The following is a 24322-nucleotide window of genomic DNA, read 5'->3' on the forward strand; positions in this document are numbered from 1 at the left end:
TGAAGAAAAGATAAAAAGACAGCCGCATCGTCAAAAAAACAACTGATGAGCTGCCTCTTTTATCACTACGAGACTATCTCTGTCCTTTTATATACGGAATGCCGTCAGCCTTTGGCGCTTCGGCCCGACCGACAAATCCGGTAAGTACAATCAGGGTCAGAACATAAGGTGCGGTCAGCATGACCACAGAAGGCAAACGATCTAAAAACGGAATTTGCTGACCAGTTATGCTGAGTGCCTGTGCAAATCCGAAGAACATCGACGCACCCATGGCTCCGATTGGATGCCATTTACCGAAAACCAGAGCCGCCAGCGCTAGGAAGCCCTGCCCGGCAATCGTTGACACATTGTAATTGGATGTGATCGTCACGAGATACACGGCACCGCCGATACCGCCGAACACACCACTCAGCGCAACACCGATGTAGCGCATTTTGCTCACACTAATACCGAGTGTGTCCGCGGCCGCAGGATGCTCACCGACCGAACGCAGACGCAAACCAAATGGCGTCTTAAAGATGATAAACCAAACCAAAAGCGAAATAAGGATGGCCAAATAAGATGTGTAGGTCACTTGCTGAAAAAAGATCGGACCAATAATCGGAATCTTAGACAGGCCGGGAATGTTAATTTTATCAATGTTGTGTGTAATATATGGGGTCTGTCCTTTTCCATCATAGATCATTTTCACAAGAAAAATAGTCAGACCGGCAGCCAGGAAATTGAGTGCCACACCGCTGACCGTCTGATCGGCACGAAATGAAATGGAAACAACTGCGTGAATCAGTGAAAAAACTCCTCCGGCAACGGCAGCAATGACAATCGCAAGCCACGGCGAAGCATCTCCTAATCCTGCATGTTCCAAACCCAAAGTAGCAATCGCCGCTGTAAAGGCGCCGACTGCCATCAGGCCTTCCAATCCGATATTGACAACCCCGGAACGTTCGGAGAATACGCCGCCCAATGATGTAAAAATCAGCGGGGCAGCTGTAAGCAGCGTCGAAGGAATAATAATCGTCAAGATTTCAAAAAAGCTCATTATTATTTATGCCCCTTTCTCGATAGACGGCCGAACGCCCACTTGATCACATAACCGGAGCCGACAAAGAAAATAATCAGAGCGATGATGATCTGAATCAGTTCAACAGGTACTCCGGCTTCCGACTGCATCGTCATGCCGCCGGTTTGAAGACCGGCGAACAACGCACCGGAAAGTACGACGCCTAACGGAGTATTCAAGCCGAGCAGCGCCACGGCTATGCCGTTGAAGCCAATACCTGTAAATGCGGAATTAATCGTCATATACTGGTAGGTTCCCAATCCTTCCATTGCCCCTCCAAGTCCGGCGAAGATTCCGGAGAACGTCAGTGAAAGCATAATGTTTCGACTAACGTTCATTCCAGCATACTTTGAGGCATCCGGGCTGAACCCGACAGCCCGCAGCTCATACCCCTTCGTTGTTTTCCACAAACCGAACCACATTGCAAATACAGCAATGATGGCAACGACAAACCCCCAATGCAGTCGTGATCCTTGAGTCAGGTCGGCAAGAAACGTCGAAGCAAGGGAAGCCGCAGCCGGAATCGTTGGTGTGCGTTCACCTTCTGTATATAAGAAATTCTTAATTAAATACGCAGTCGTATATAGGGCAATATAATTCATCATGATGGTTGAAATAACTTCATGTACCTTAAATCGTGCTTTTAGAAGTCCGGGAATAAAGCCCCACAGTGCCCCTGCCGCTCCACCGGCTGTGATCGACATCGGAAGCAAAATAACTTTCGGCAGATGGTCGAAACAGATTGCACAGGCGACTGAAGCAAACCAACCGACGAGCAGCTGTCCTTCAACGCCAATGTTAAAGAGACCGGTGCGAAAGGCAAAAGCAACAGCAATTCCGGCCAACATAAGGGGAATCATTGCCCGAATGGTTTCGCCTCCGTAATAAGGCTGAAGAAAAATAGATTCAACAATTGATTGATAAGCAAGCACGGGATTATAACCAATGATCAGCATAATCACTGCACCGCAAAGCAGCCCAAGAATAACAGAAACGACAGGAATAAGGAGTGTCATCCAATTGATCTTTTTCAATATGCGGCTCACGCCTCACTTCCTCCTTTCTTTCTCCCGGCCATTAATAAGCCGAGTTCATTCTCGTCTGTTTTTTTCGGATCAACAATATCAATAATGTGTCCTTCGTAAATAACAGCGATACGATCGCTAAGGTGAAGAATTTCGTCCAATTCAAAGGATACGAGCAAAACCGCTTTGCCTTTTTTCTTTTCTTCAATCAGCTTGCCGTGAATAAATTCAATCGCACCGATATCTAAGCCTCGGGTAGGCTGAGCCGCAATTAATAATTGCGGGCTCCGGTCTACCTCTCTTGCGACAATCACCTTCTGCTGATTGCCTCCTGACAGTGAACGGGCAAGCGTTCTCTCACTCGGAGTCCGCACATCAAATTCTTGAATTAATTGTTTCGCTTTTTTCGTGATCACTTTGTTATGCAAAATACCTGCTTGAGCGTACGGTTTCTTATAGTACGTTTGCAGCACCATATTCTCACCGACTGAGAAGTCCAGCACAAGTCCGTGCTTCTGCCGATCCTCCGGAATATAACCCAAGCCCGCTTCAATGATTTTTCTCGTTTTTTGATTGGTTACATCATCATTGTTAATTTTAATACTGCCGTCTTTAACCTTTCTCAGACCCGCAATCGCTTCAATCAATTCAGTCTGTCCATTACCGTCCACACCTGCAATACCGAGAATTTCTCCCCCATGAACAGTCAGATTCAAGTCCTTGATCACATCAACCTTTCGCGAATCAAGCACATTGAGATGTTCAATTTCCAGAACTTTTTCTTTCGGATCATAAGGCGCATCATTTACCTGAATATTGACCTTGCGCCCTACCATCATGCTGGCCAAATCATTCGGGTTCGTGTCCGTAATCGCTACCGTATCAATATTCCTCCCGCGGCGAATAACTGTACATCGATCGCAGGCTTCAAATATTTCCTTCAGTTTATGCGTAATTAAAATGATGGACTTCCCCTCACCCACAAGCCGCTTCATAATTTCAATCAGTTCCTTGATTTCAATTGGGGTCAAAACAGCAGTGGGTTCGTCAAAAATCAATATGTCTGATCCTCTGTACAGCGTCTTCAGAATTTCTACACGTTGCTGCATGCCAACTGTAATGTCTTCAACTTTCTGATTTGGATCAACGTCCAATCCGTATTTTTCAGAGAGTTTCTTGACAATCTTTACGGCCTTTGCCATATCGAGAACCCCATGCTTCTTAGGTTCTCTGCCAAGAATAATGTTTTCAGCAACAGTAAACTTGTCAATTAGCATAAAATGCTGATGAACCATGCCTATGCCGAGCCGAGCCGCATCATTGGGATCATTAATCAATTCCTTTTTCCCATGAACATAAATTTCCCCTTGGTCAGGTTGATACAACCCGAACAAAACATTCATCAGCGTCGACTTGCCGGCTCCGTTCTCACCGAACAGCGCATGAATTTCTCCTTCTTGCACCTGAAGGGTGATATCGTCATTGGCCACAATACCAGGAAATTCCTTCCTGATATTCCTCATTTCAATTGCATAGGACATGCCATAAGTCCCCCATCTCCGAATATGTAAAGAAAAACTTAGTGAAGCTAAGTTCCTGATGCCGGCTGAACTTTAGTTTTTCTTATACTAGTCACCACTCATTTCTTATCTACGTAATTTCCTATCTGTATAAAGAAAAGCTTGTTCTAAGACAGGCTTTATATGTCAAAGTCATGTTTGCCTTAATTATAATTGATGGATGAGGCATAGTAACGCCTCATCCATAAGCAATAAATCAAGTAATTACTTCAAGTTTGCAAGGTATTCCTTATATTCCTTATCTGTTGTCGGAACCGTGAGCGATCCGTCAATGATTTTCTTTTTGTAATCATTGACAGTAGAAAGTGCTTTCTTTGAAACATTATCTGTTGTTGGTGCAATACCGACACCGTTTTCTTTAAGCCCGAATTCAAGTACTTTGCCACCAGGGAATTTACCTGCCTTTGTTTGCTTCGTGACATCGTAAATAGCTTGGTCAACACGTTTTACCATGGAAGTCAGAGTTACGTTTTCCGGCATACCTTGATCATGCTGGTCTTTGTCAACACCGATGACCCATACTTTCTTGCCATTCTTCGCGCGGTTCTTCGCCTCAGTAAATACACCGTTACCTGTATTGCCTGCGGATGCGTAAATAATGTCAGCACCCTTTGTATACATCGTTTGGGCGATTGCACGTCCCTTATCCGGTGCATCAAACGCTCCAGCATATTGAGCGTAGATTTCCGCTTTCGGGTTCACCGTCTTCACACCGGCTTTAAAGCCGTTTTCGAATTTCTTAAGCAACGCGGAGTTAACACCGCCGATAAAACCGACTTTATTCGTTTTCGTTGTTAAACCTGCTACGACACCAACTAAGAACGAGCCTTGCTGTTCTTTAAAAGTAATGCTTGCTACATTTTTCAGAGGTTTGTTGTTCTTATCAACAGCTACGGCATCAATAATGCCAAGGTGCGCTTTCGGATTTTGCTGGGCAATCTTCTGGATATCGCTTTGCATCAAGAATCCGATACCATAAACGATATCATAGTTCTGATGAACCATTGTATTCAGGTTCGGTGAATAATCCGATGCCTGAGTTGATTGCAGATATTTAACACCCGATCCTTTTTTAAGACCGTTATCTTTAGCAAAGCTGGTCAAGCCTTCCCAAGCAGACTGATTAAAGGACTTGTCATCAACGCCGCCTGTGTCCGTAACCATTCCTGCTTTGAAAGCGGCCTTCTTCGTTGCACTGCTTCCGCTTGATTTGCTGTTGCCGCATCCCGCAAGAACGGAAGCCAGTACAACAACAAAGGCTACGAGCACTGCCATTCTCTTTTTAAACACTTAAAAACCCCCCGCTAAATCTTTTGAATTTAACTCACAGACTTTACTATAGCTTATATGTGTCGAAAAGGAAATAAAAAACGGAGAAAAAGCGTAAATTTTGTCACTTAATGCAATAATTGTTCGCCTTTACTAGATTATTCCTAATAAAATTTTCATGATTCATGCAATTTCTCCGTTAATTCTTGCTTTGTCCAATTCCTGACTGCATACCAGAAAATAGTATTTTATATTTATTCTAGTTCTTGTACGGAAAAAAATGACTTTTTTGTCGGATTTTCTTACACGGACATTTTCACTTGCAGGCACTTTACTGCAATCTCTTTTTTAAGTTTGTTATAATGATGTTGAAAATCTTCGCTTGGGGGTAACGCTATGGAGCACCTTTTATTCATTGAAACGGGATTCGGCACCGACGTTCACGGACAAGATGTCACAACAGCCGCAGTTCGAGCCGTACGCGATGCGATTCATAGAAATTCAATGCCAGGGATTACTCGATTTCTTCCGGAAAACGATTTAAACAACATGAAAGTCACCATCCGTTTGGCAGTTCCCAGAGATAAAGAATCGTTAGATTTCGAAAAAGTAAAAGCAGAAATTCCTTATGGAACGGTTCACATTGAAGTCATGGACGGAGGCATGGCGGCTCCGAGCGGCATCTTCTTGAAAGAACAAAATGATACGAACGATTTAATGTATATTGTCAACGCTTCGGTAGAAGTTGGTTATTGATTCTGTTTAAAAGAGGCCTGAAAATGCACTATTCCAAGCCTCTTTTTGTTAACGCTTTTTTGATTTTCTGTTGATCAGTGTCAATCCAAATGTAAGAATGGAGAGAATAAGCACAAGAAAATTAAGATCGTAAACCGGTTTAAACGTCGTTTTTTGTTTGTCAATTTCATAAACGCCCAGCGGTTTTACTGATGCATAGCCACCTCCACCACCTCCGTTCGGTCCCGCTTTTTCTCCATGTGTGCTTCCGCCGCCTCCACCGGTAATACGAACTCTGGAAACAGGCACCACCTGCTTGTCGCCTCGATCTATCGGATCGCCGTAAACAATGGACGCACCCTTTGATTTTGAGATGAGCCAAACCAACTTTTCCATAAAGGAAGCATTTTCCACATTTTCCTGTACATTGTGATTCTCTGTTCCTGATTTATCCAATTTACCTACTCCCCCATCATCAATCCGTTTATCAAGAAGTATTTTATCCGACAGAAAAACACTCATTTAACACTGCCCAGTAGAACAATACCCGAAAATCACAATAATTAATGAAAAATTTTTATCCCTGTTCTTGGTACCGTTTCGTGAGCTTACTGCGATGTGCGCTCACCACATCCTCTAAACTTAAATGATACAGATCAGCAAGAATCGCCAAATTTGAGAGCGCATCACCAATTTCTTCAGATAGATTCTGTCTGATCTCGTCCTTCGTTTCGGCAGATTCACCGGGATGATCACGTCCTATTTCATAGGCGCGAACCGCGCGAGACACCTCTCCCATCTCTTCCATTAAAAAACCGACACGTATGTATGGAGGAAGACCCTTCCATCCGCGTTTTTCGTAAAATTGTTTCTCCCATTCCTGCACTTCTTTCAAATTCATGCATTATTCCTCCATCTGTTCTTTCCGTAAAGGATCTTATACTTTTCATGAATCAATTATAGCACACGTGTTCGTTGGACAATAATGGTTATAAGCAATCAAATCAAGAACATATTTTTACGTGAATGTCAGGGCAGAACGAAGATGCAACGGATCGTTGCAAACCAAGCACCTATATATATCTTTACTTGATCAGCATCCAAGGCTAGACTACAAACTACCTAATACAGAAAGGAGCAGGATTATGGATTTGGGAAGCAGGATCAAAGAAGCACGCGAACGATCAAATTGGTCACAGGATGAGTTGGCAGAGAAGATGAATATTTCTCGACAGGCCATTTCAAAATGGGAAACGGGAAAAAGTTATCCCGACATTGAGAAAATTTTGAAGCTCTCAGACATCTTTAATCTGTCCTTGGATGAACTAGTCAAAGGCGATAAAACGTTTCAGGAAAATTTAATTAAAGAAAGCAGGATGACAATGTCAGGATTAACAATTTTAGGCTATGTTTTGGTTGCGCTGGGTGTCATTGTAAGCATTTGGGGGTCTGCTCAATTTCCGTTTAATTTTATGAATAGCGAGTTTATGTCTTTTATCGTTGGAGGATTGGTCTTAATAACCGCCGGTTTGGCAATTATTCACGGCGTCCCGACTTGGCTTTTATTAGGTGCACTATTTTTGACAGCTGTTGCGACCATTATTTATATGGTCGGCATGCATATGGAATTATTTGTGCTGTTGTCAGGAATTGTTGTTATTTTAGGCCTTGGATGGTGGCTGGCAACTCTGATTTTAAAATCATAACTTGAAAAAAATGAAAAAGTGCAGTGAAGAAAGCATCAATCTTTTTTGCACGAGAACAAAATGACTTATTCCAATAATTTTCGGTGTTTTAGAAAAATGTTTTCCACAAGTGTCTTTACACTTGTAAAGTTCGTCATTATAATGGGGACAGATTTGAATAATAAATGATGAACAGGCTCTGTTTTGCAAACACTAAGAGCTGTACTCATTATATTAGGAGGATATTATGTCACTCACGAATCACCCCTCGGAAAAAAAGCTGCTCGGCGTTGCCGGTCTTGCCTGGCTGTTTGACGCGATGGATGTCGGTATGCTGTCGTTCATCATTGCCGCTTTGGCAGCGGATTGGAAATTGAATTCGGTTCAAATGGGTTGGATTGGCAGCATTAGTTCAATCGGTATGGCGGTTGGTGCACTTATTTTTGGATTAATGGCGGACCGGATTGGGCGGAAAAACGTTCTTATTTTAACCCTGCTTTTGTTCTCTGTCGGTGCCGGTCTGTCAGCATTGGCTACGGGAATCACCATTTTTCTTATTCTGCGTTTCTTCATCGGCATGGGCCTTGGCGGCGAGCTTCCTGTCGCTTCAACCCTTGTTTCCGAAAGTGTTGCTAAGGAAAAACGCGGTCGGATTGTTGTCTTGCTCGAAAGCTTTTGGGCAGGTGGCTGGATTATCGCGGCACTGATTTCGTACTTTATTATTCCGCCATTCGGATGGCGTATTGCTTTGCTGATCGGAGCGCTTCCGGCATTCTATGCCATCTATCTCCGCTGGAATATCCATGATTCAGCAAACTATGTTGCGAAGACGATGCACGATAAACCATCGGTTCTGCATAATATCATCGAAGTCTGGTCGAAAAAATATGTGCGTCAAACCGTAATGCTTTGGGTCCTCTGGTTCTGCGTTGTGTTCTCGTATTATGGAATGTTTCTTTGGCTTCCGGGTGTCGTCGCGCTTAAAGGATTCAGTATGGTTAAAAGCTTCGGGTACGTACTGATCATGACACTCGCCCAGCTTCCCGGCTATTTCACTGCCGCATGGTTGATTGAAAAATGGGGGCGCAAGTGGGTGCTGATTGTGTATCTGCTCGGTACAGCCGTTTTCGCCTATTTCTTCGGTTACGCGACGACACTGCCGGTCATTTTGACTTCCGGCATTCTGCTTTCATTCTTTAACCTCGGTGCCTGGGGCGCGTTGTACGCCTATTCACCGGAACAATACCCGGCAGTCATCCGTGGTACCGGTACAGGCATGGCAGCAGCATTCGGACGAATCGGCGGTATTTTCGGACCGCTTCTGGTCGGCTATCTGCTCGTGCAGAAGGTATCCATCGGCGGCATCTTCACGATTTTCTGCATTTCCATTATTGTTGCTATTTTAGCCGTACTCTTTCTCGGCAAAGAGACGAAGAACAAAGAATTGGCGTAAAAAACTTTTTAGCTTTAAAAGAGGCCTCCCATGCATATGGGGAAGCCTCTTTTAATTAATTACGACTGACTTGATAAATCTTTTCCAGCCATTTCTTTCTTTTCTGTTCACTGCTTGTTCGCACGCCGAAAAAAACAAATCGGCGCACCGGCCGAATTCCGCAAAAATGGAAAATCGGCCCTTTAACCGATTGCCATTCCAGACTATGGCGGATCAGCCGCTCATAAAAGCCGGGAGAATCAAGTGTATAGATCACCGTTGCCGATTTTCCCTTCAGCAGTCCGGCCGGAATGTTCTTTTTGTATGTGTATGCAAAACCTGATGCAAACACGCGATCAATAAATCCTTTCAGTATGGCCGGCATACCAAACCACCAGATCGGATAGATAAAAATCAGATGATCTGCCTTTTTGACCAAACGGCGATATGATGCTAATTCCGGATCATTCTTCATTTCCGATCGCTTTTTCTCTTGATTATGCACAAGCACAGGATCAAAGCCTTCCTTATACAAATCAATGACATCATAAGCCTGCCCCTTATCCTTCAATCCACGTACAACCTGCTCATAAATCGCGTGATTAAAGCTTGCCGGATCCGGATGAGCATAGATGACAAGAACAGACATAAGTTTCCGCCCCCTTTTTCAACAGCATACTTGAAAAAACAGTGATGGCATACGGACTTAAGTATAGAACGAAACTACGCCTCAGGACGTATTTATTTTCAACTGTGATTATAGTTGTGCATTGGGAACCATCATCTGCAGTATCAACAGGTTCCTCATGATTGAGTCGTTGATCATAGAAGGCTGCTTGTGCGGTCGTGATATAGGGCATCAGCCACAGATTGCCTATTCCGAGGGTCAAAAGTGTAAGAAGCGCCCAGCCACTTATAACCGTCCATTAATTGGCGGCTTTCCGTGATCGCCTCATTGATCGTACACTCTGGGTGATCCTTTAAAATATAGAAAGTCTGTGAATAAGAATAGGATTTTATGATTCCCGGAACAATCAGCAGCAAAGACCAAAGCAGCGTATACAGGAAAAGCAGGAGAGCCGCACCAAAAAGTCTAACTATTTTTCTCATCGAATCCAAAGATTGGAACATCACACCGATGCCGTACGAATTCCCCCGATAGAGGTCCAGAAATTGCCAACGATACCCTGTCGAAAGCGCAATGTTAAAAATCATAAACACCAATCCTTCAATAGGATAGACCGTAAACAGAGTTGCCAGCGCAGCTGTGTCAGAACCGTGGCTCGCAATGATAATCGAAAAAAGAATAATATTCGTAATCACAATAAAAAAATAAGGTGCAGCGCCGATACACAGAAATTGTATCACTGTTGTCCCAACCGATGAGCCCCATTTTCCGCTCAATACATCTCTTGCCGATTTTCTAATTGAGGCACTAAAGCCCATAGAGAATCTCTCCCTAATTAAAATTGTCCTTGCAGACGCTCCGCATCAATCTTCATTGCTTTTTCCTTAACTTCAGCCGGAATCGTCATTTTTTCCAGTTGATTAATCTTTGAGAACTGAGAATGTATCGTCATTTTCATTGATCCTGAAGCCGTACTCTTTGGTTTAGCAGTAAAGGCAATGTCGAGCGACTTAGGCTGATAGGTCTTCTGATCGACCTCATAAGCGTAGGACATCGATGTAAAGGATAAGAGATCGAGCGAACGATTCAGTGCCTGTTTTTTTGCCTCGCTGAGACTGCTGAGCATCGCTTTCTTAATGAGTGTTTCCATAGACTTCTTATCTCCATGAAACTGAATCCGATAGTTGCTCCCTTTTTCGCTTATTTTCAAATTTTTTTCGGAATTCCTGAGAAGATCCAACTGTGTTGACGGGTCGGTTTGGTTCCAGATCGAGTCCTTAAGCGTTCTTCCCGCATCGCTGTCAAAAGGAACCGATATCCATTTTCCGTTGTCCCCACTTTTAAGATACATAGCATCATTATCTGCATATTGCTCCATATTCGTCGAATTTTTGCCGCTCCCTGTTTCATTGTTGAGCTTAGTTGTTTGATAGAGGAATGGCTGCTTCAGATAAAGCTTGGAGTCAGTCTCCATCTGCTGCGTACTTTTCTGGTCACCCTCTGCCAGTACAATCATCATATTCGTTTTCATTTCCATATTGCTTATTTTTTTCGTTTGCTTCACAACATGGACAAGCGCTGCTGTCGCCGTTCGTTCCGATTTGTGGTTTTTCTTCTCGCTGTCACCGGTTGAGGCACCACAGCCCGCAATGATTAAAAGAACAGAGAGTATTAGCGCAAGAATCACTCTTTTTTTCATATTTTCTTATCCTCCTATGTATGATTCATTGATCATGGATGAAAAAACGTGTAGTCAAATTTATAGTTGTAGGAAAAGAACTACCGATTGGAAATTACAGAACTTCTACTAGCCGACTGAGCTCTGCTCGTTTGAGGAATCTATTTATAGAATCTTACGCAGTTCTCCACGAGGTTTTATTAGAAAACTTGGCTTCACCGAGCCCCTGACAAAGGCGAAGTCTTAGTTGCATTTATACTATGTTCCGTGAATTTTTAATACTTTCTTATAGTACAAAAAAGTCCGTTGGTATGGACGTTAAACGGATTTAATATAATCTTAGTTTAAACCAAATCTTTACCAAATAAAAGAAATTCAGGTGTTTTTTCAAGATAAGCTTTAATGTCTTTTTGCTCAATCTCCGTTCTTTTTTCTTTTTGATTTTTAAATTTTATCGGCTTCTTTATTTCAATAAGCGCATCAATTTTATCTAATAGTATTTTTTTGTCAAAAACAAAAGGTTCTGTTTTTCCCCTATACCTTCCTTAATTTCTATTGTTTTGCGAATTCCATGAGTTCTCAAGTCTAAAAACCTTAATGATTCTGTCTGCTTCATTCCCTGAGACAGTTCGCCTACAGTGCTGAATGATTTACTCCCTGCACGTCCAATCGCGCCAAACGCTCCGGCAGCTTTCAGTCCAGGTACAACGCGTCTAGTACATTAAATACGCCTTCGGTGACGCGTTCTTCCTTACTGAGCTTACGTCCGGAGATTAGGCTGGTACCGGTTGCGGCTTCGGTGACCTGCATCGTCCCATAAGCAACGCCTGCCGCAATACCCGCCGGCGGGCAGACAATGCCGAGGATGATGATCCCGCCGGCTGCCGCTAGATTCACCCAGAGCTCTTTATCGATCTGTTTGTCACGGATCGATTTATAGTCGAAGCTGCGACTGTACTGGATCGCTTCCTTATATTGATTGAACGTGACCTTCTCTGCCTGCTTCGATGCGGTCATGGCTTTGAAGCGCTCGTATTCGCTTTTGATTGAAGCATCCATAAGGGCGTTGTTGCTGAAGAGGTCGTCAAGCGTGATCTCTTTCTTCAGCAGCTTTGCACCGCCGACTGATGCAATTGAGGTTCGCGGCCTGTATTGCTTCACATTGATCGTGTTCTTCGTTGTGATTTTATCGATGGAGAGCTGGGTCATCGCTTCGACATAGGCATCCATCTTCGTATAAAATCGATGATCAATGTGGCGGCTGACCGCATCACCGGCATCACCGTAAACGTGTACAGTTTCTGGTAGTCATGGTCCTAGAAAAAGTTAACAAAAACCAAGTCAACTCTACACTAATCGAAAAATTTTCAAATAAAAATCTGACTATTACTTAGTAATAGTTAAATTATTATTTACTGTTCCAGTAACTTTACTAACTTCATATCTTCTTCCCAAAAAATCATTAGCATAAAGTTTGTTATTTTTCAAACGTATCATTGTATAAACAACGTTATCTCCTAAATTTCGTTTGCCTATTTGCCATTTTATTTGTCCATCGATCGAATAACAATAAATATTATGAAAATCATCATAATCAAGTTTTTTACCATGGGGAATATCTAATAGTATATACAAATTTCCATCTTCTTCTAATAATTGATAGATATTATATTTCAATTTTATTAATACATTTTTATTAATATATACTTTATTTCCTTCATACTTAACATTCATCATTAGTTAGGTCTCCAATCTGTAAGCTTTCCAATTTCCTTAAATTCACCAATCCATTGCTGCTGCAAATCAATTTGAGTACTTCCTCCATGAAATCCAAAATTGGGATTTACTTCTCCAATTCTGACACTATCCCCAACCTTTAGGCTTACTTTCCCAATGTATTTAGGTAACCCAGGTAGCGCAAATTTTTCTTGAATCTCCTGGGCGGATAATCCTTTAATATCTTCTTCCCTCATTACCCATCCACCTTTTAATCCTGAAACATCATTATCATATACCCTAACAAAAGTTGCATCTTTAACTAATTTTACATTTAATACTGGAGTTTTGGGAGTATATGGTGGGTCTACATATCCCCTGTCTTTCCACCAAGCATTAACATCTTCTGCTGATTCAATTTTATTAATAATCACTTTATCATTTAGAGAACCTAACTGTCCCTTAAAATATTCATTACTATCGGAACTGTATTCTTTATTTAATTTGTTGAGTGTCTCCATTTTCTTGCTGCTTAATTTCTTGCCGTTCGTTATTTCATTCTTCACCCCATTAATATTAGTACCTTTCTCAACAACTTTTCGAGCGCTCCCTTTGGGTCTTACCGTCTTGCGAATTGCAGGAGTTTTCAAATCCAACAGTCTTACTTGACCACTCTGTTTCATTCCCTGAGACAGTTCGCCTACAGTGCTGAACGTCTTACTCCCCGATCGCCTGATCGCGCCAAACGCTCCGGCTGCTTTGAGGCCGGGTACCGCGTCCAGCACACCAAATACGCCTTCGGTGACGCGTTCTTCCGTACTGAGTTTTCGCCCGGAGATTAGGCTGGTTCCGGTGACGGCTTCGGTGACCTGCATCGTCCCGTAAGCAACGCCTGCCGCAATACCCGCCGGTGGACAGACGATGCCGAGAATAATGATTCCGCCGGTTGCAGCCAGATTTACCCAAAATTCTTTATCGACCTGTTTGTCACGGATCGATTTATAGTCGAAGCTGCGGCTGTACTGGATCGCTTCCTTATATTGATTGAACGTGACCTTCTCTGCCTGCTTCGATGCGGTCATGGCTTTGAAGCGCTCGTATTCGCTTTTGATTGAAGCATCCATAAGGGCGTTGTTGCTGAAGAGGTCGTCAAGCGTGATCTCTTTCTTTAGCAGCTTTGCACCGCCGACCGATGCAATTGAGGTTCGCGGCCTGTATTGCTTCACATTGATCGTGTTCTTCGTTGTGATTTTATCGATTGAGATCTGTTCCATCGCTTCGACATAGGCATCCATCTTCGTATAAAACGGATGGTCAATGTGACGGCTGACCGCATCGCCGGCATCCCCCGTAAACGTGTACAGTTTCTGGTAATCATGGCGGAGTCTGTCGAGCGATCCGTCCATGCTTTTATAGGAAAAGGAGACGCGACGATCCTCATCCAAGTCATCAACCGCGTTGCGAATATCGCGAAACGTTTGATCCATGGCGCTCATGCGATCGAGAATACCGCTGCTCCAAGCGGACACGTGACTAATCGCTTCGCCCATGTTATTCCAAGCGCCTTTTTGATACAGCACACTGCGTCCCATTACTGCATCGCCCCCTCATCGAAAGAAGCTGCCAGCGCTTTATCCTGCGCCTCCATGGTTTCGGCAATCAGCATCAGCATTTGTGCCGCACGCATGTAAAAATCACCAATATCAAGTAGCCGTTCCAAAGCTTTGTGATAGCTTGCAAACGTATCAACAGCCTCCCCATCCTCATAAAATCCCAGACCCTTTAAACGTTCAATCTGAGGTGCAACTCGGTTCTGAAAGATTTCGAAAACAGCCAGTGCCCGCTCGGCAAAATGCTGCAATTCATCGGGATTCAGCGAGACCTGCCCGCCTCCGTCTTCTTCCATCGCTCTCATTAAACATGCGCCTCTCCTCCATATGGGATGTTCAGCCAGTCAAATAATTCTTTAAAGAGATAAAACAGACTGACTTTTCGTGTCTGCTGACTGATTACGTTTGTTCGATAAAGCTCGTCGTCAATTGGTAAATAAAGAAAATGGCTGTACGGACGAAGAGACTCGGAATTCTCACGCGGCATCCATTCCATTGAAATCAAGTCTGTTTGATCCAGCGGCACCGCCGACCATACTTTTTCTTCTTCTTCACTAAGCTTCCGCAATAAAAATTTATGCTCCGTCTCAGTAGGCTTTCGTCTCAAGAAAGGATGTTCTTTAAAAAGCACAATGACAAAAATACTTTTCGGGATCAGTTCCAATCGATAGCTGCGCCATTGATCTTGTTCCGTCAACACAATCAAATCCTTACCGTCCGGCTTACGAAAAGCGATCATTTGCCGATTGATGCGCACATAAACGGCACTTTGTGCGTAGATTTTCAGTAATTCAATGAGTATATTTGCTTGTTTGGTTAGTGCCCCTGACTCAGTCAAAAGCTTTTTTTTCTGAAGACGCTGTTTTGCCTTTTCAAAAATCTGGTCGTCAAGCATGCTTAGCTGCTCCGGTTCCGGAAGACCGAAAAGATAAGTAATATCCACCGATGTACCGAGAACATAGAGTTCTGCCGGTGATAACCCATCAAGAATGAATGGTTCCTTCATCGTTACAGCCCCTTTATTTTCGATACTTCGTCGGTTTGCGAGAACGTGGCAATCTGTTTCTGCAGCGATTTGAGCGTATCGGTATGTTTGGATGTCATGGTTGTCATTTTGCGCTGATACTGCAGAACAATATCCATATAGGCAAGGAAAGCTTTTTTATTTTTTCCCGACCAGGCAGCGTTCCCAAGCAGGTCATCGTTAAGCGATTTGCCTTTTGCGAGTGCGTTTTTTAGCGCCTCATCAATCTTCTGCACGCATTGAATGGCCTCACCAAGTTCATTACCATTAATTTCAATGTGACTTTTACCCATATACACTCACCTCCTCTTTCGATCTTCCTCCGCAGCTAACTGCTTATAACGCTCATAGGCTTGCTTTGCTTCTCGCTTCGCTGTCTTTGCCTCGGCAAGTTTCTTCATTAAAAGAGTTCGTTTTGCATGAAGCCGCTCGTCAACATGCTCGCGTGATGCACTGAATTCAATTCCCGGAACCTTGGTCTTTGTCACATGTACTTCGGAGTAACTGCTGATCATTCGATTGATTTGAGAAAGGTCACGTTCAGCCTGAGAAACATACATGCTGAGCTGCTGATACAGCTGCTGATATTTACCGCGTTTTCGTTCTTTTGTTGTCACACCCACACCAAAGAAATTGCCAAGTCCATCAAGAAAAGATTCCCCCAATTGGTCGCGCCTCCTTTGCACATGCATTTAAATTTAATGAAACAATCCCAGCCGCTTCGTTTCCTTTTGCACGTTCACTTTTTTCGATTTGTCAGGTGTCAAGAATAGGATTTTAATCACTTTTTCATCCGCGTGAGACCGAACGAATGTCAAACGGCGGACTTCCGATGGTATTTTGTGGTAAGAACCGTTCACATCCGTATTAATTTCATCTGTATTAATGGTTGTGTCCTGTTGTTTAAAACGGTTAGGGGTGACGTCTACTCCGGATTCGCTTCCTCCATAACCGGAGATGAAGAGCGAAGCAGCCAGCACCAAACTTGTGAGTATCAGCCGATTACATGCTTTCCGTCTCATGTTCTTTCTCCTCTCTCACGTGCTGAATGATCGCCCGAATTCCAATTACCGCAAAAACCGGAATGAAGAGCCCGACAATTGCGAGCAAACCTTTATAAAACGGCAGATAATCTGGACCATAAGCAATCGCCATGTAGACATCGGCTGCCGGATTTTGGAACACAAAACGATCCATGCTGTTCCGAAGCAGCGGCAAGGTAAAGAGAACGATCATTGCCGTTACAATCAGCATGCCGACAAGTTCCGAAAGCTGATAGCCCTCGCGAATCCACGCAGACATCACGGCGATCAGTCCAAGGGTAAAGACGCTCCACATAATAGCTGCAGGTCCTTCAAGCCCGTACTGAACAATTCCGTAATAAATGATTGCCGAGGAGGCCACAAGCGCGAGCAATACGGAAATCAATGCATTAGCTGTGAGACTCAGCTTGCGATAGTGGTAGCTGAAAAATCCTGTCAGGACGCTCGCAATCAGAACTGTGAGCAAGGTCAGGAATGGCTGTTGCACGGGGGTCGGCTCATCGGATGCAGATTTCTGATCGGTATTTGGTATGGCCGTATTTGCCATCCCGATTCTCTGTCCCGCAAGACTAACCGGAGCAGTCAGCTGTCGATAGACATTCTGGTTGCGATTGCCTGGTTCACCCGCATTGCCCAAGGTCCGCGCGATCGCTCGGCCAAGCTGTGTGGTTGCGCTTATGTTCTGTCCCCACGAACCGGAGAGCTGATTGGCATCACTCTGCACACCGTTCACCATCGATTGGACATCCTTCGAAGACTTCAGAATAGCCGATTGACTGGCGGAGATGGATTGAAGTGCTTCGTCAATTGTATTCAACTGATCAAATGTATTGCTCTTAAACGAAAGGGCAAAACCGTTATCCACATCATCAAAGATAGGGTCTGGATCTTTTACAACAAGCGGCTTAGCAATGGACGCAACCTGCTGCTGAGCATTATTCATGTTACTTGTCAGTGTATTTTCCACTTTTCCTAGCTCAGACTTTTGATTGTTCAAGGCATCACTGTATTGTTTAATTGCTAAACTATATTTATCTTGTATGGTTTTCTTGGTGCTCGATAAAGTCTGACTCTGATCAATCGTTTGAGCAGTCGTCCGAATTCCATCTAATGATTTAACAGATGAAGTCAGCTGGCCGTTGGAAAGATCGATCCAGTTTGTGACATTGCCCAACGCTGTTTTAATGGCATCCGTGTCTGCTGGTAGAGTTAGTTCAGGGGTCACTAATTTCGGTGCCTGAAGATTAGGTTCCTCTGGTTTTTCCAACTGAAATTCAGGCTTTTCAAGGCTTGGATCGGCAGGCTTTTCAAGTTTTGGATCAACGGGTTCCTTGAGATTCGGATCAGCAGGTGCTGTTGGTTGATTAGGCAGTATCGTAACAACGGTGTGCAGTTCTTTAAGACTGCTATACGTATTGTTTAGTGCTTGTTGATAGGGCTTTAATGTGGTTTCATCATAGTTTTTTGTTGAATCTGGATTCATGAACAAAGATTTTCCATCGTAAACAGCGTCATTATTAATTTTATTTAAATTAGAATCTAACTCCTCATTGAGGTTTGCTAAGCTCCTCGCTAACCCATTGGCTCCACCAATTAATGTTTGAATTTTCCCAATATCGTTTAGAACATCAGGCTCGCCACCCCATTGAGTATTCTGATTTTCAACAGGTTTCGTTGTATGTTCAAGAGTGTCAATGTCACTAATTGTTTGGGTCACTTGACTGTTTTTAACTGTGCTATAAAAAGTATATAAAGAGTCAGATTGTTTATAGAATTTGTCAGCTTGTTGGTATAAACCATCTGCCTGGCTATAATAGTCATTCACCATATCGAATAGGCTTTTTTTATCATTCGTGGTCACATAAGCGTTCTTGTAAAGTTTATTCACCATATCATATAAGCTCGTTTTTTGATCGGTGGTTACATAGGCATTCTGATAAAGGTCATAGGCCGCATTATAGTTATCACTAGCCTGAGTGTAGTAATCATTGACCAAATTAGACAGGCTCGTTTTTTTATCTGATGTTCCGTACGCGTCTTCATAAAGATCATTTATTTGTTTCAAAAGATCTTGACCCTTCCCATAAAGATCTTGAGCCGAGTCACTAAGCGCAATCACTTGGCCAAATACATTTTCCGAATGGTTCATATTATCCGGATTGGTAATTGCACTAATGCTGTTCTTCGATGCATTTAGTTTCTTAACCAGATCCTCAACAGATGTAATCCGTTCATCCAGGTAGTCTCTTGCAATGTCGTTAAATTGATTATTTGCCGTTGTATTTATTCCCAAAAGGCTTGTATTCGCGCCATCGATCAGATTGTTTAATCCGGTTAGTTCATGACCTGAATCTAACGGATTATCAATCGTTACCTCGGTGCTCATCGGATTTTCCATGCCATTATTAAATGCGTTAATTAAATCCTTTAAATTGTTCTGGCTTTGAGCAATCGCATCATCGACAAGCTGCTTGTTTGTATTTCTTGTTTTTTCCAGTGTTTGAATCTGTTGATTCATCTGGTCGCTCAGTTTATTCAAGGCATCCAGCTGCTTGCTGACCTGATTCTTAGTCTCTGTCAGTGTGGTCTGCTGATCGCTAACATTTCCTGATGTCTGTTTTGTTTCATTAAGCAGTTCGTTGATTTGGTTAAGCTGATCATCAAAGACCTGTGCCATATTTCTTGAAGATGGCTTGTAAAAATCAGACATTGCCTGAAGGTACTGTTTATCCTTGTTCAGCACATCTGAAAAATTGCCTCTAATATAACTAAGCTGATCAGAAATAACACGCCAATAAATCTGCGAGAATTGCTGGTTGAGCGTTCCTTTCATCTTTTGAAATTCAGTTTGCACTTTGGCGGATTCTTCTGCCGTCAGCTTTGGATTGGCTTGATAGGAAATTACGGCCGCTTTTGGTTTCTGCTGATTGTACGTAAAAATATTGCGTGTAAAATCGGAAGGAATATAGAAAACGGCTTGATAGTCGCCGTTCTTCAAACCATTATCCGCCGAACTACGGCTTACGGTCTGCCATTCATAATCATCTAGATTCGAGAACAGTGGTGCAATTTGATTGCCGAGATTCAGGCGCTGACCGCTGACATCGGCACCCTGATCTTCATTGACAAGTGCCAAGTGCGCGATTTTTGTCGCGGCAGGCACAAGCGTTTTCGAACCCTTCTTATGCGTTTGCTGCGGCTGTACGGCTGGAGGGGTCAGATAGCGGGGCAGGGCTCCAGAAATGCAGACAATCACAATAAAGACAAGCGCTAGTGACCCCCACTTTTTCAAATGGCTGATCCATTGTTCATTCATGTCGATGAGCTCCTTTTATCGTTCGTTGTTTATGAGTTTGCGAGATCAAGTGTTGGGACATCTGTCCGTGGAATCATCAGCCGGTGATCCTGCCCCTGATGAAGCAGATAGCCAAAGCCGATATCCAGCGTCGGCTCTTTGCTGACATAGGCCAAGGTGAATACGGATTGATCGGTTTTGCGAATCAGCAGCAGGGCATCCTTGGCATTCTTCAGCTCTGCAACGAGCGGATCATACCCCTTCCATTCCAGCTGATTGCCAGAAGCGATCACGCAGAACCCTATTGGCGCAAAACGCTTCATCAAATTAATGAGTCTTGTCTGCATGCGACTATCGATTTTGCGGAGAAACGTATCCAGGCCGTCAATCAGCAAATAATAGGTCGGATACTCAGCCGCAATTTCTGCACGCGGACGGCCGCTTTCCAGCATTTTCGTCTTAACTTCCTGTTCTCGGACCGAAAAGGCAGTTTCCAATTGATCGATATAAAGTTCAATGGTGTCACTCTCGTCAAGATACATCCAGCCATGCTTTTCCGCGGCTTTGGCGAAGACAAGTTCTTCCGAATCACTAATCGCTATCTGTGAATGCTTCCGTCCCATGATCTGTTCCAGAATGAGCCGAATGCTGTTTGTCTTTCCTTTGCGGGAATCGCCGACAATGATGAAGGCATCCATTTTCCTGCGGCTGACGCCGAGCGGTTCAACGGATTCTTCACCAAGCCCGAAATAGATTGTATCCGCATCCATGTTCTTCCGGTTAAGAAGCGTTTGCACGTCCAAACGCTCTGGCAGCATTGGTACACGGTAGATGGATTTACTTTCCGGATAGCTCTGGTTGCAGCGGCGAATTTCCTCGCGCAGCCGCTCAAAATACTCGCTTGCCGTACTTGTGTCGAAAGGCAGATAGGTTTGGATCGTCTCTAACTCATCAATCTTGATCAGTGCCCTCCCCGGGATGGCCTCAACATTTTTCTTCACAGAGCCGCTGAAAATTGTGTAAAATTCTGATTGGTCGGTCATGTAATGCGATAAGCGGATCGGAAGGCTGGACAATAGATTCGGCCGTATACCGTTCGCGCGCGACACGGAAAGAATAAACTGAATACCCAGGCTGCCGCCTTCCCGCGCCCAGCGGACAAAGGACTCTTCAAGTGCATCTGCCGCCTCCTCACGCAGAGCCTCAAAATTATCAACAATAATCTTAAGATAAGGCAGCGGCTGATCTTCCTGCTCATTGAAAAGCGCAATATCAGGAACACCGGCATGCTGCATCAGATCCTTACGCCGCTGAATTTCCTCATTCAGCCACTTTGAAAATTTAGTCATCTTCTCCTTTTCATCCAGCCGGAAGTAATCGCCCGTATGATGCAGCGTCCGGAATGAAAGCAGGCCGCCGCTTCCGAAATCAAAAATATAAAACTGTGTCTGATCCGGTGAATAACGGCGTGCTGCTTCAAGCAAATAGGAGGTTATTGTCGTTGTTTTGCCAAAACCGGAGGCTCCGAATACAGCCATGTTTTTTGCTTTGAGTAAACTGATCGAAACCGGAGTCTGCTCCTGTTTTTCCGGATGATCGGCAAGCCCGATCATGAAGCGGTCGTCTTTTGCTGCTTCGGTGTGAACAATGTGAAGCGGGAGCGGCGCGATCCATGGACTGCGCAGCCGTTTGACGCCCATCTCCTGGCAAAGATCGGCAATTGATGCAACAACCGCCTCCAACTCGCTTTCCTTCTTTGCCTGTACCTCTTTCTTTGCGTGAACTTCTGAGATCGGATAAAATCCGGTATCGCGTACGTAAAATACATCATCTTCGGATGTATAAATCGTTTTTTCATAAGGTGCACCGCTCCAGGCTGATTGAAAGAGCTCGTACATTTCATTGTTGCCGACCTGCAAATAACCGCGGCCCACATGTTTTAATTCGGCGGCATCGCCATTGCCGAGAATGTCGTTGCTGTCGGACTTGTCTTGAACACGCAGCGCGATTTTAAATCGCGAGTTGCTGCGGATCTGATCGTCAACGACACCAGCCGGTTTCTGTGTCGCCAGAATCAGGTGGATGCCGAGACTGCGCCCAATTCGGGCGGTGGTTACTAATTCACGAATGAAATCAGGTTCTTCTTTTTTCAGTTCCGCAAATTCATCGGAAATAATGAACAAATGCGGCAGTGGCTGCTTGACCTTGCCCTGTTTATACAACAATTGATAATCATCAATATGATTAATGTTATTTTCTGAAAAGAGCATCTGACGACGGCGTGATTCGCTTTTCACCGCTGCCAGCGCGCGATCGCTGAAATTCTTTTCATCATTAATGTTGGTCATTGTGCCGAGCAGATGCGGGAGCTTATCAAACAGCTGAGCCATTCCGCCGCCCTTAAAGTCAATCAACAGAAAGGCAATGTCATGCGGATGAAAATTAACGGCCAGAGCGAGTATGTAGGATTGAAGAAATTCACTCTTCCCTGATCCTGTCGTACCCGCTAGCAGACCATGCGGACCATGCGCTTTTTCATGGAGATTGAGTTCCAGCACATCATTTTTACTCCGCAGCCCTACTGGAACCGCGAGCGACTGAATCGGATCATGCTGCGCCCACCGCGTCCGAATGTTCAGGTCGCGCACATCCTCCCCATGCATCATTTCAAGAAAAGTGACACTGCCGGGAATGGAATTCGTGTAGCCGCTTCGATGTTTGAGCGAAGCGAGCCGTCTCGCAAATCGTTCATTGCCTTCCTTATTAAACGGATCAATCGTAAAGGTCCGGCCGTTCGCCACCCGATTCAGAATCGGCACATCGCCCTCGGTTTCATTCACATAGCGGACAACAGACGTTACATTTTCATTCAGATTATCTTTTGTATTGGCAAGAAAAATCGAACTCATGCCGATGTCCGTATAATTCTTATTCAGAAATTCTGTAATTTCATGTTCGTGAATCAGGCTGTCTGAAGCAACGACAAAGACAATGTGAGGGAGAAAAATCTTTTTTTCTTTTTTATCTGTGTGCGTCCGTTCTTTCAAAAGTTCATAAACACCTGAGAGCAGCTGATCACGCGTCTGCTCACTGTAAACCATGCTGCGTCCTTGCGTACTCAAACTGTTAAGATGTGGCAGCCATTTCAGCCACGCCCATTCCGAATATTCCGTTTCATCGAAAAGAAGGATGAAACGCAAATCATGATAACTGTGAAAAAAAGCCAGTTGCAGAATCATTTGCTGCACGGCTTTACGTATGATCGAGTGTTTGCCGACAAGACCAAGCGGACCGTCAAGCAGTTGAATGGTCAGCGGCACATCATGAATGTGACGATAATGGTCTAAAATTGTTTTTGCCTCACGATAAAGTTCATCGAACGAACGATTAGAAAGATCCTGTTCACTGCCTTGGATCTCGTAATCCGGCGACAGCGTGGTGATTCCCAGCCGCAGATCAAGAAAGTCATCATCCCCGCGGCTTCGCTCCCAGATGCGCGGACTCAGCTGGTCGGCAAGCTCCTTCAACTTGCCGCTGTCCGGGAACTGATAGCGGAGCACAAAGCGCTGTTTCTCATACAAACGATTCAATTCTTCACGCTTTTCCCTTAAATAATTTGTATAGTTTTCTTTGCGTTCTTTTCGACGTACTTTCGTTTGTTTTGATTCTCGAACATATTGATACACGGACGTCACCATCGTTGACAGAAACATTACGATTGAGATCAGCATGTAAATGCCGCTCGGCTGAACAATCAGCACGACCGTCATAACAAGCAGCATGATCGCCGGTGGCAGAATCATCATCCACAGGTTGCGTTTGCTGTCACTTTCCAAATCCGACGGCCATGAGAATTTCACCTTCTCAGTAGGGCGTTCATAGATTAGTCTCGGAATTCTCTGATAATCAGGATACTTGTCGGCAAGCATCGTTCTCGGATTCCGTGCGGGGGCAAAGGTTGTTTCATATTGGTTTCCGGCATTCAGGGCAAGCAGTTCCCCCGGTTCCAATGTCCATTCATTCAATCCCCAAAAGAGAACATCTCCGGTTTCAAGTACAGCGCGATCCCGTACCCGTTTCCCGTTCAAATAGACAGGAAATCCCTCAGCTGAGGTGTAAACACGCCATTTCTCTCCTTCTTTGCTCAATAGGAATCCCGGTTGTTTTTTATTGATCGAAAAGGAGAAATCAGCATTTTCAGATTCGGATACCACGATCTGCTGCTCGCGGCCAATGTAATACCCAATGGGCGTCGGTGCTTGTTCTGCCTGCTGCATGACCATTTTTACAGACTCTCTGCCATCCATGTTCTCAGGCAAAGCTGTCGGCAGCTTTGTCGTATCACGATACCAGACTTGATCCTGAGCGTCCCAATTTAATATGATTTTTTCGTTGCATTTCAGTGAAAGAGTGACCGTATCCGACCACTCATTACCGATCAGCACTTCTTTTTTATGAAAAGGCTGCAGATCAACGACTTGTGCATACTCATTCGTAAACAGCCATAACTTTTCCATGTTATTTCCCTCCTCAAGAGGTCTT

Annotated in this window: 21 protein-coding genes and 1 pseudogene; 3 read left to right on the forward strand and 19 right to left on the reverse strand. The window is 44.1% G+C overall.

Annotated elements, in window-relative coordinates; translation table 11 throughout:
- Positions 1-73 precede the first annotated feature (73 nt).
- The 4 genes from NIE88_RS18060 to NIE88_RS18075 all read right to left on the reverse strand — a co-directional run bounded on the left by NIE88_RS18060 (position 74) and on the right by NIE88_RS18075 (position 4940).
- Positions 74-1039: an ABC transporter permease gene (locus NIE88_RS18060; protein WP_253064300.1), complete on the reverse strand. Its 966-nt coding sequence runs from the start codon at positions 1037-1039 to the stop codon at positions 74-76.
- A gap of 2 nt (positions 1040-1041) precedes the next feature.
- The gene (locus NIE88_RS18065; protein WP_309247055.1) at positions 1042-2106 is read right to left on the reverse strand and encodes an ABC transporter permease; all 1065 of its coding nucleotides are present in this window, start codon (positions 2104-2106) and stop codon (positions 1042-1044) included.
- Positions 2103-3626, reverse strand: coding sequence for an ABC transporter ATP-binding protein (locus NIE88_RS18070; RefSeq protein ID WP_253064302.1), 1524 nt, complete (start codon positions 3624-3626; stop codon positions 2103-2105). The genes NIE88_RS18065 and NIE88_RS18070 overlap by 4 nt, the downstream gene beginning before the upstream one ends.
- A 243-nt stretch (positions 3627-3869) precedes the next feature.
- Positions 3870-4940 carry a BMP family lipoprotein gene (locus NIE88_RS18075; RefSeq protein ID WP_290446591.1) on the reverse strand — a complete coding sequence of 357 codons (1071 nt, stop codon included), beginning with the start codon at positions 4938-4940 and terminating at the stop codon, positions 3870-3872.
- 390 nt (positions 4941-5330) lie between these two features.
- Between NIE88_RS18075 and NIE88_RS18080 the strand changes: the two genes are divergently transcribed.
- Complete coding sequence (locus NIE88_RS18080) at positions 5331-5690, forward strand: Lin0512 family protein (protein WP_253064306.1); 360 nt, start codon at positions 5331-5333, stop codon at positions 5688-5690.
- Positions 5691-5738: 48 nt separating this feature from the next.
- On the opposite strand, the gene NIE88_RS18085 is transcribed toward NIE88_RS18080, so the two are convergent.
- Positions 5739-6191 carry a spore germination protein GerW family protein gene (locus tag NIE88_RS18085; RefSeq protein ID WP_253064308.1) on the reverse strand — a complete coding sequence of 151 codons (453 nt, stop codon included), beginning with the start codon at positions 6189-6191 and terminating at the stop codon, positions 5739-5741.
- A 55-nt stretch (positions 6192-6246) separates the two neighbouring features.
- A complete protein-coding gene (locus NIE88_RS18090; RefSeq protein ID WP_253064310.1) occupies positions 6247-6570 on the reverse strand; it encodes a MazG nucleotide pyrophosphohydrolase domain-containing protein in 324 nt (107 codons plus the stop codon).
- A 244-nt stretch (positions 6571-6814) separates the two neighbouring features.
- Between NIE88_RS18090 and NIE88_RS22880 the strand changes: the two are divergent.
- Both NIE88_RS22880 and niaP read left to right on the forward strand, forming a co-directional pair.
- Positions 6815-7004 (forward strand): annotated as a pseudogene (locus tag NIE88_RS22880) (helix-turn-helix domain-containing protein); the annotation flags it as partial.
- 597 nt (positions 7005-7601) lie between these two features.
- Positions 7602-8807, forward strand: a complete 1206-nt coding sequence (niaP, locus tag NIE88_RS18100) for an MFS transporter (RefSeq protein ID WP_253064312.1) — start codon at positions 7602-7604, stop codon at positions 8805-8807.
- A gap of 55 nt (positions 8808-8862) precedes the next feature.
- On the opposite strand, the gene NIE88_RS18105 is transcribed toward niaP, so the two are convergent.
- The 13 genes from NIE88_RS18105 to essC all read right to left on the reverse strand — a co-directional run bounded on the left by NIE88_RS18105 (position 8863) and on the right by essC (position 24297).
- On the reverse strand, positions 8863-9435 hold the full coding sequence (locus tag NIE88_RS18105; protein ID WP_253064313.1) for an NAD(P)H-dependent oxidoreductase: 573 nt from the start codon (positions 9433-9435) through the stop codon (positions 8863-8865).
- Positions 9436-9608: 173 nt separating this feature from the next.
- A complete protein-coding gene (locus tag NIE88_RS18110; RefSeq protein WP_253064314.1) occupies positions 9609-10232 on the reverse strand; it encodes a DUF975 family protein in 624 nt (207 codons plus the stop codon).
- A gap of 17 nt (positions 10233-10249) precedes the next feature.
- A complete protein-coding gene (locus NIE88_RS18115) occupies positions 10250-11113 on the reverse strand; it encodes a DUF6612 family protein (protein ID WP_253064315.1) in 864 nt (287 codons plus the stop codon).
- A 672-nt stretch (positions 11114-11785) separates the two neighbouring features.
- Positions 11786-12301, reverse strand: coding sequence for a hypothetical protein (locus NIE88_RS18120; protein ID WP_253064316.1), 516 nt, complete (start codon positions 12299-12301; stop codon positions 11786-11788).
- Positions 12302-12478: 177 nt separating this feature from the next.
- The gene (locus NIE88_RS18125; RefSeq protein ID WP_253064317.1) at positions 12479-12829 is read right to left on the reverse strand and encodes a DUF7957 family protein; all 351 of its coding nucleotides are present in this window, start codon (positions 12827-12829) and stop codon (positions 12479-12481) included.
- A complete protein-coding gene (locus NIE88_RS18130) occupies positions 12829-14400 on the reverse strand; it encodes a hypothetical protein (protein ID WP_253064318.1) in 1572 nt (523 codons plus the stop codon). Before NIE88_RS18130 ends, NIE88_RS18125 begins: the two co-directional genes overlap by 1 nt.
- Positions 14400-14723 (reverse strand): hypothetical protein, encoded by a 324-nt coding sequence (locus tag NIE88_RS18135; RefSeq protein WP_253064320.1) that lies wholly within the window; start codon positions 14721-14723, stop codon positions 14400-14402. Before NIE88_RS18135 ends, NIE88_RS18130 begins: the two co-directional genes overlap by 1 nt.
- Positions 14723-15424: a DUF5081 family protein gene (locus tag NIE88_RS18140; RefSeq protein ID WP_253064322.1), complete on the reverse strand. Its 702-nt coding sequence runs from the start codon at positions 15422-15424 to the stop codon at positions 14723-14725. Before NIE88_RS18140 ends, NIE88_RS18135 begins: the two co-directional genes overlap by 1 nt.
- 2 nt (positions 15425-15426) lie before the next feature.
- Positions 15427-15735 carry a WXG100 family type VII secretion target gene (locus tag NIE88_RS18145; protein ID WP_253064324.1) on the reverse strand — a complete coding sequence of 103 codons (309 nt, stop codon included), beginning with the start codon at positions 15733-15735 and terminating at the stop codon, positions 15427-15429.
- A gap of 6 nt (positions 15736-15741) precedes the next feature.
- Positions 15742-16107: a hypothetical protein gene (locus NIE88_RS18150; protein WP_253064326.1), complete on the reverse strand. Its 366-nt coding sequence runs from the start codon at positions 16105-16107 to the stop codon at positions 15742-15744.
- Positions 16108-16140: 33 nt separating this feature from the next.
- Positions 16141-16464 carry a type VII secretion EssA family protein gene (locus tag NIE88_RS18155; RefSeq protein ID WP_253064328.1) on the reverse strand — a complete coding sequence of 108 codons (324 nt, stop codon included), beginning with the start codon at positions 16462-16464 and terminating at the stop codon, positions 16141-16143.
- Positions 16445-19801: a type VII secretion protein EsaA gene (esaA, locus tag NIE88_RS18160; protein WP_253064330.1), complete on the reverse strand. Its 3357-nt coding sequence runs from the start codon at positions 19799-19801 to the stop codon at positions 16445-16447. The genes NIE88_RS18155 and esaA overlap by 20 nt, the downstream gene beginning before the upstream one ends.
- A gap of 29 nt (positions 19802-19830) precedes the next feature.
- Positions 19831-24297: a type VII secretion protein EssC gene (essC, locus tag NIE88_RS18165; RefSeq protein ID WP_253064332.1), complete on the reverse strand. Its 4467-nt coding sequence runs from the start codon at positions 24295-24297 to the stop codon at positions 19831-19833.
- Positions 24298-24322 lie beyond the last annotated feature (25 nt).

This window comes from Sporolactobacillus shoreicorticis (genome assembly GCF_024125445.1).
GTDB lineage: Bacteria > Bacillota > Bacilli > Bacillales > Sporolactobacillaceae > Sporolactobacillus > Sporolactobacillus shoreicorticis.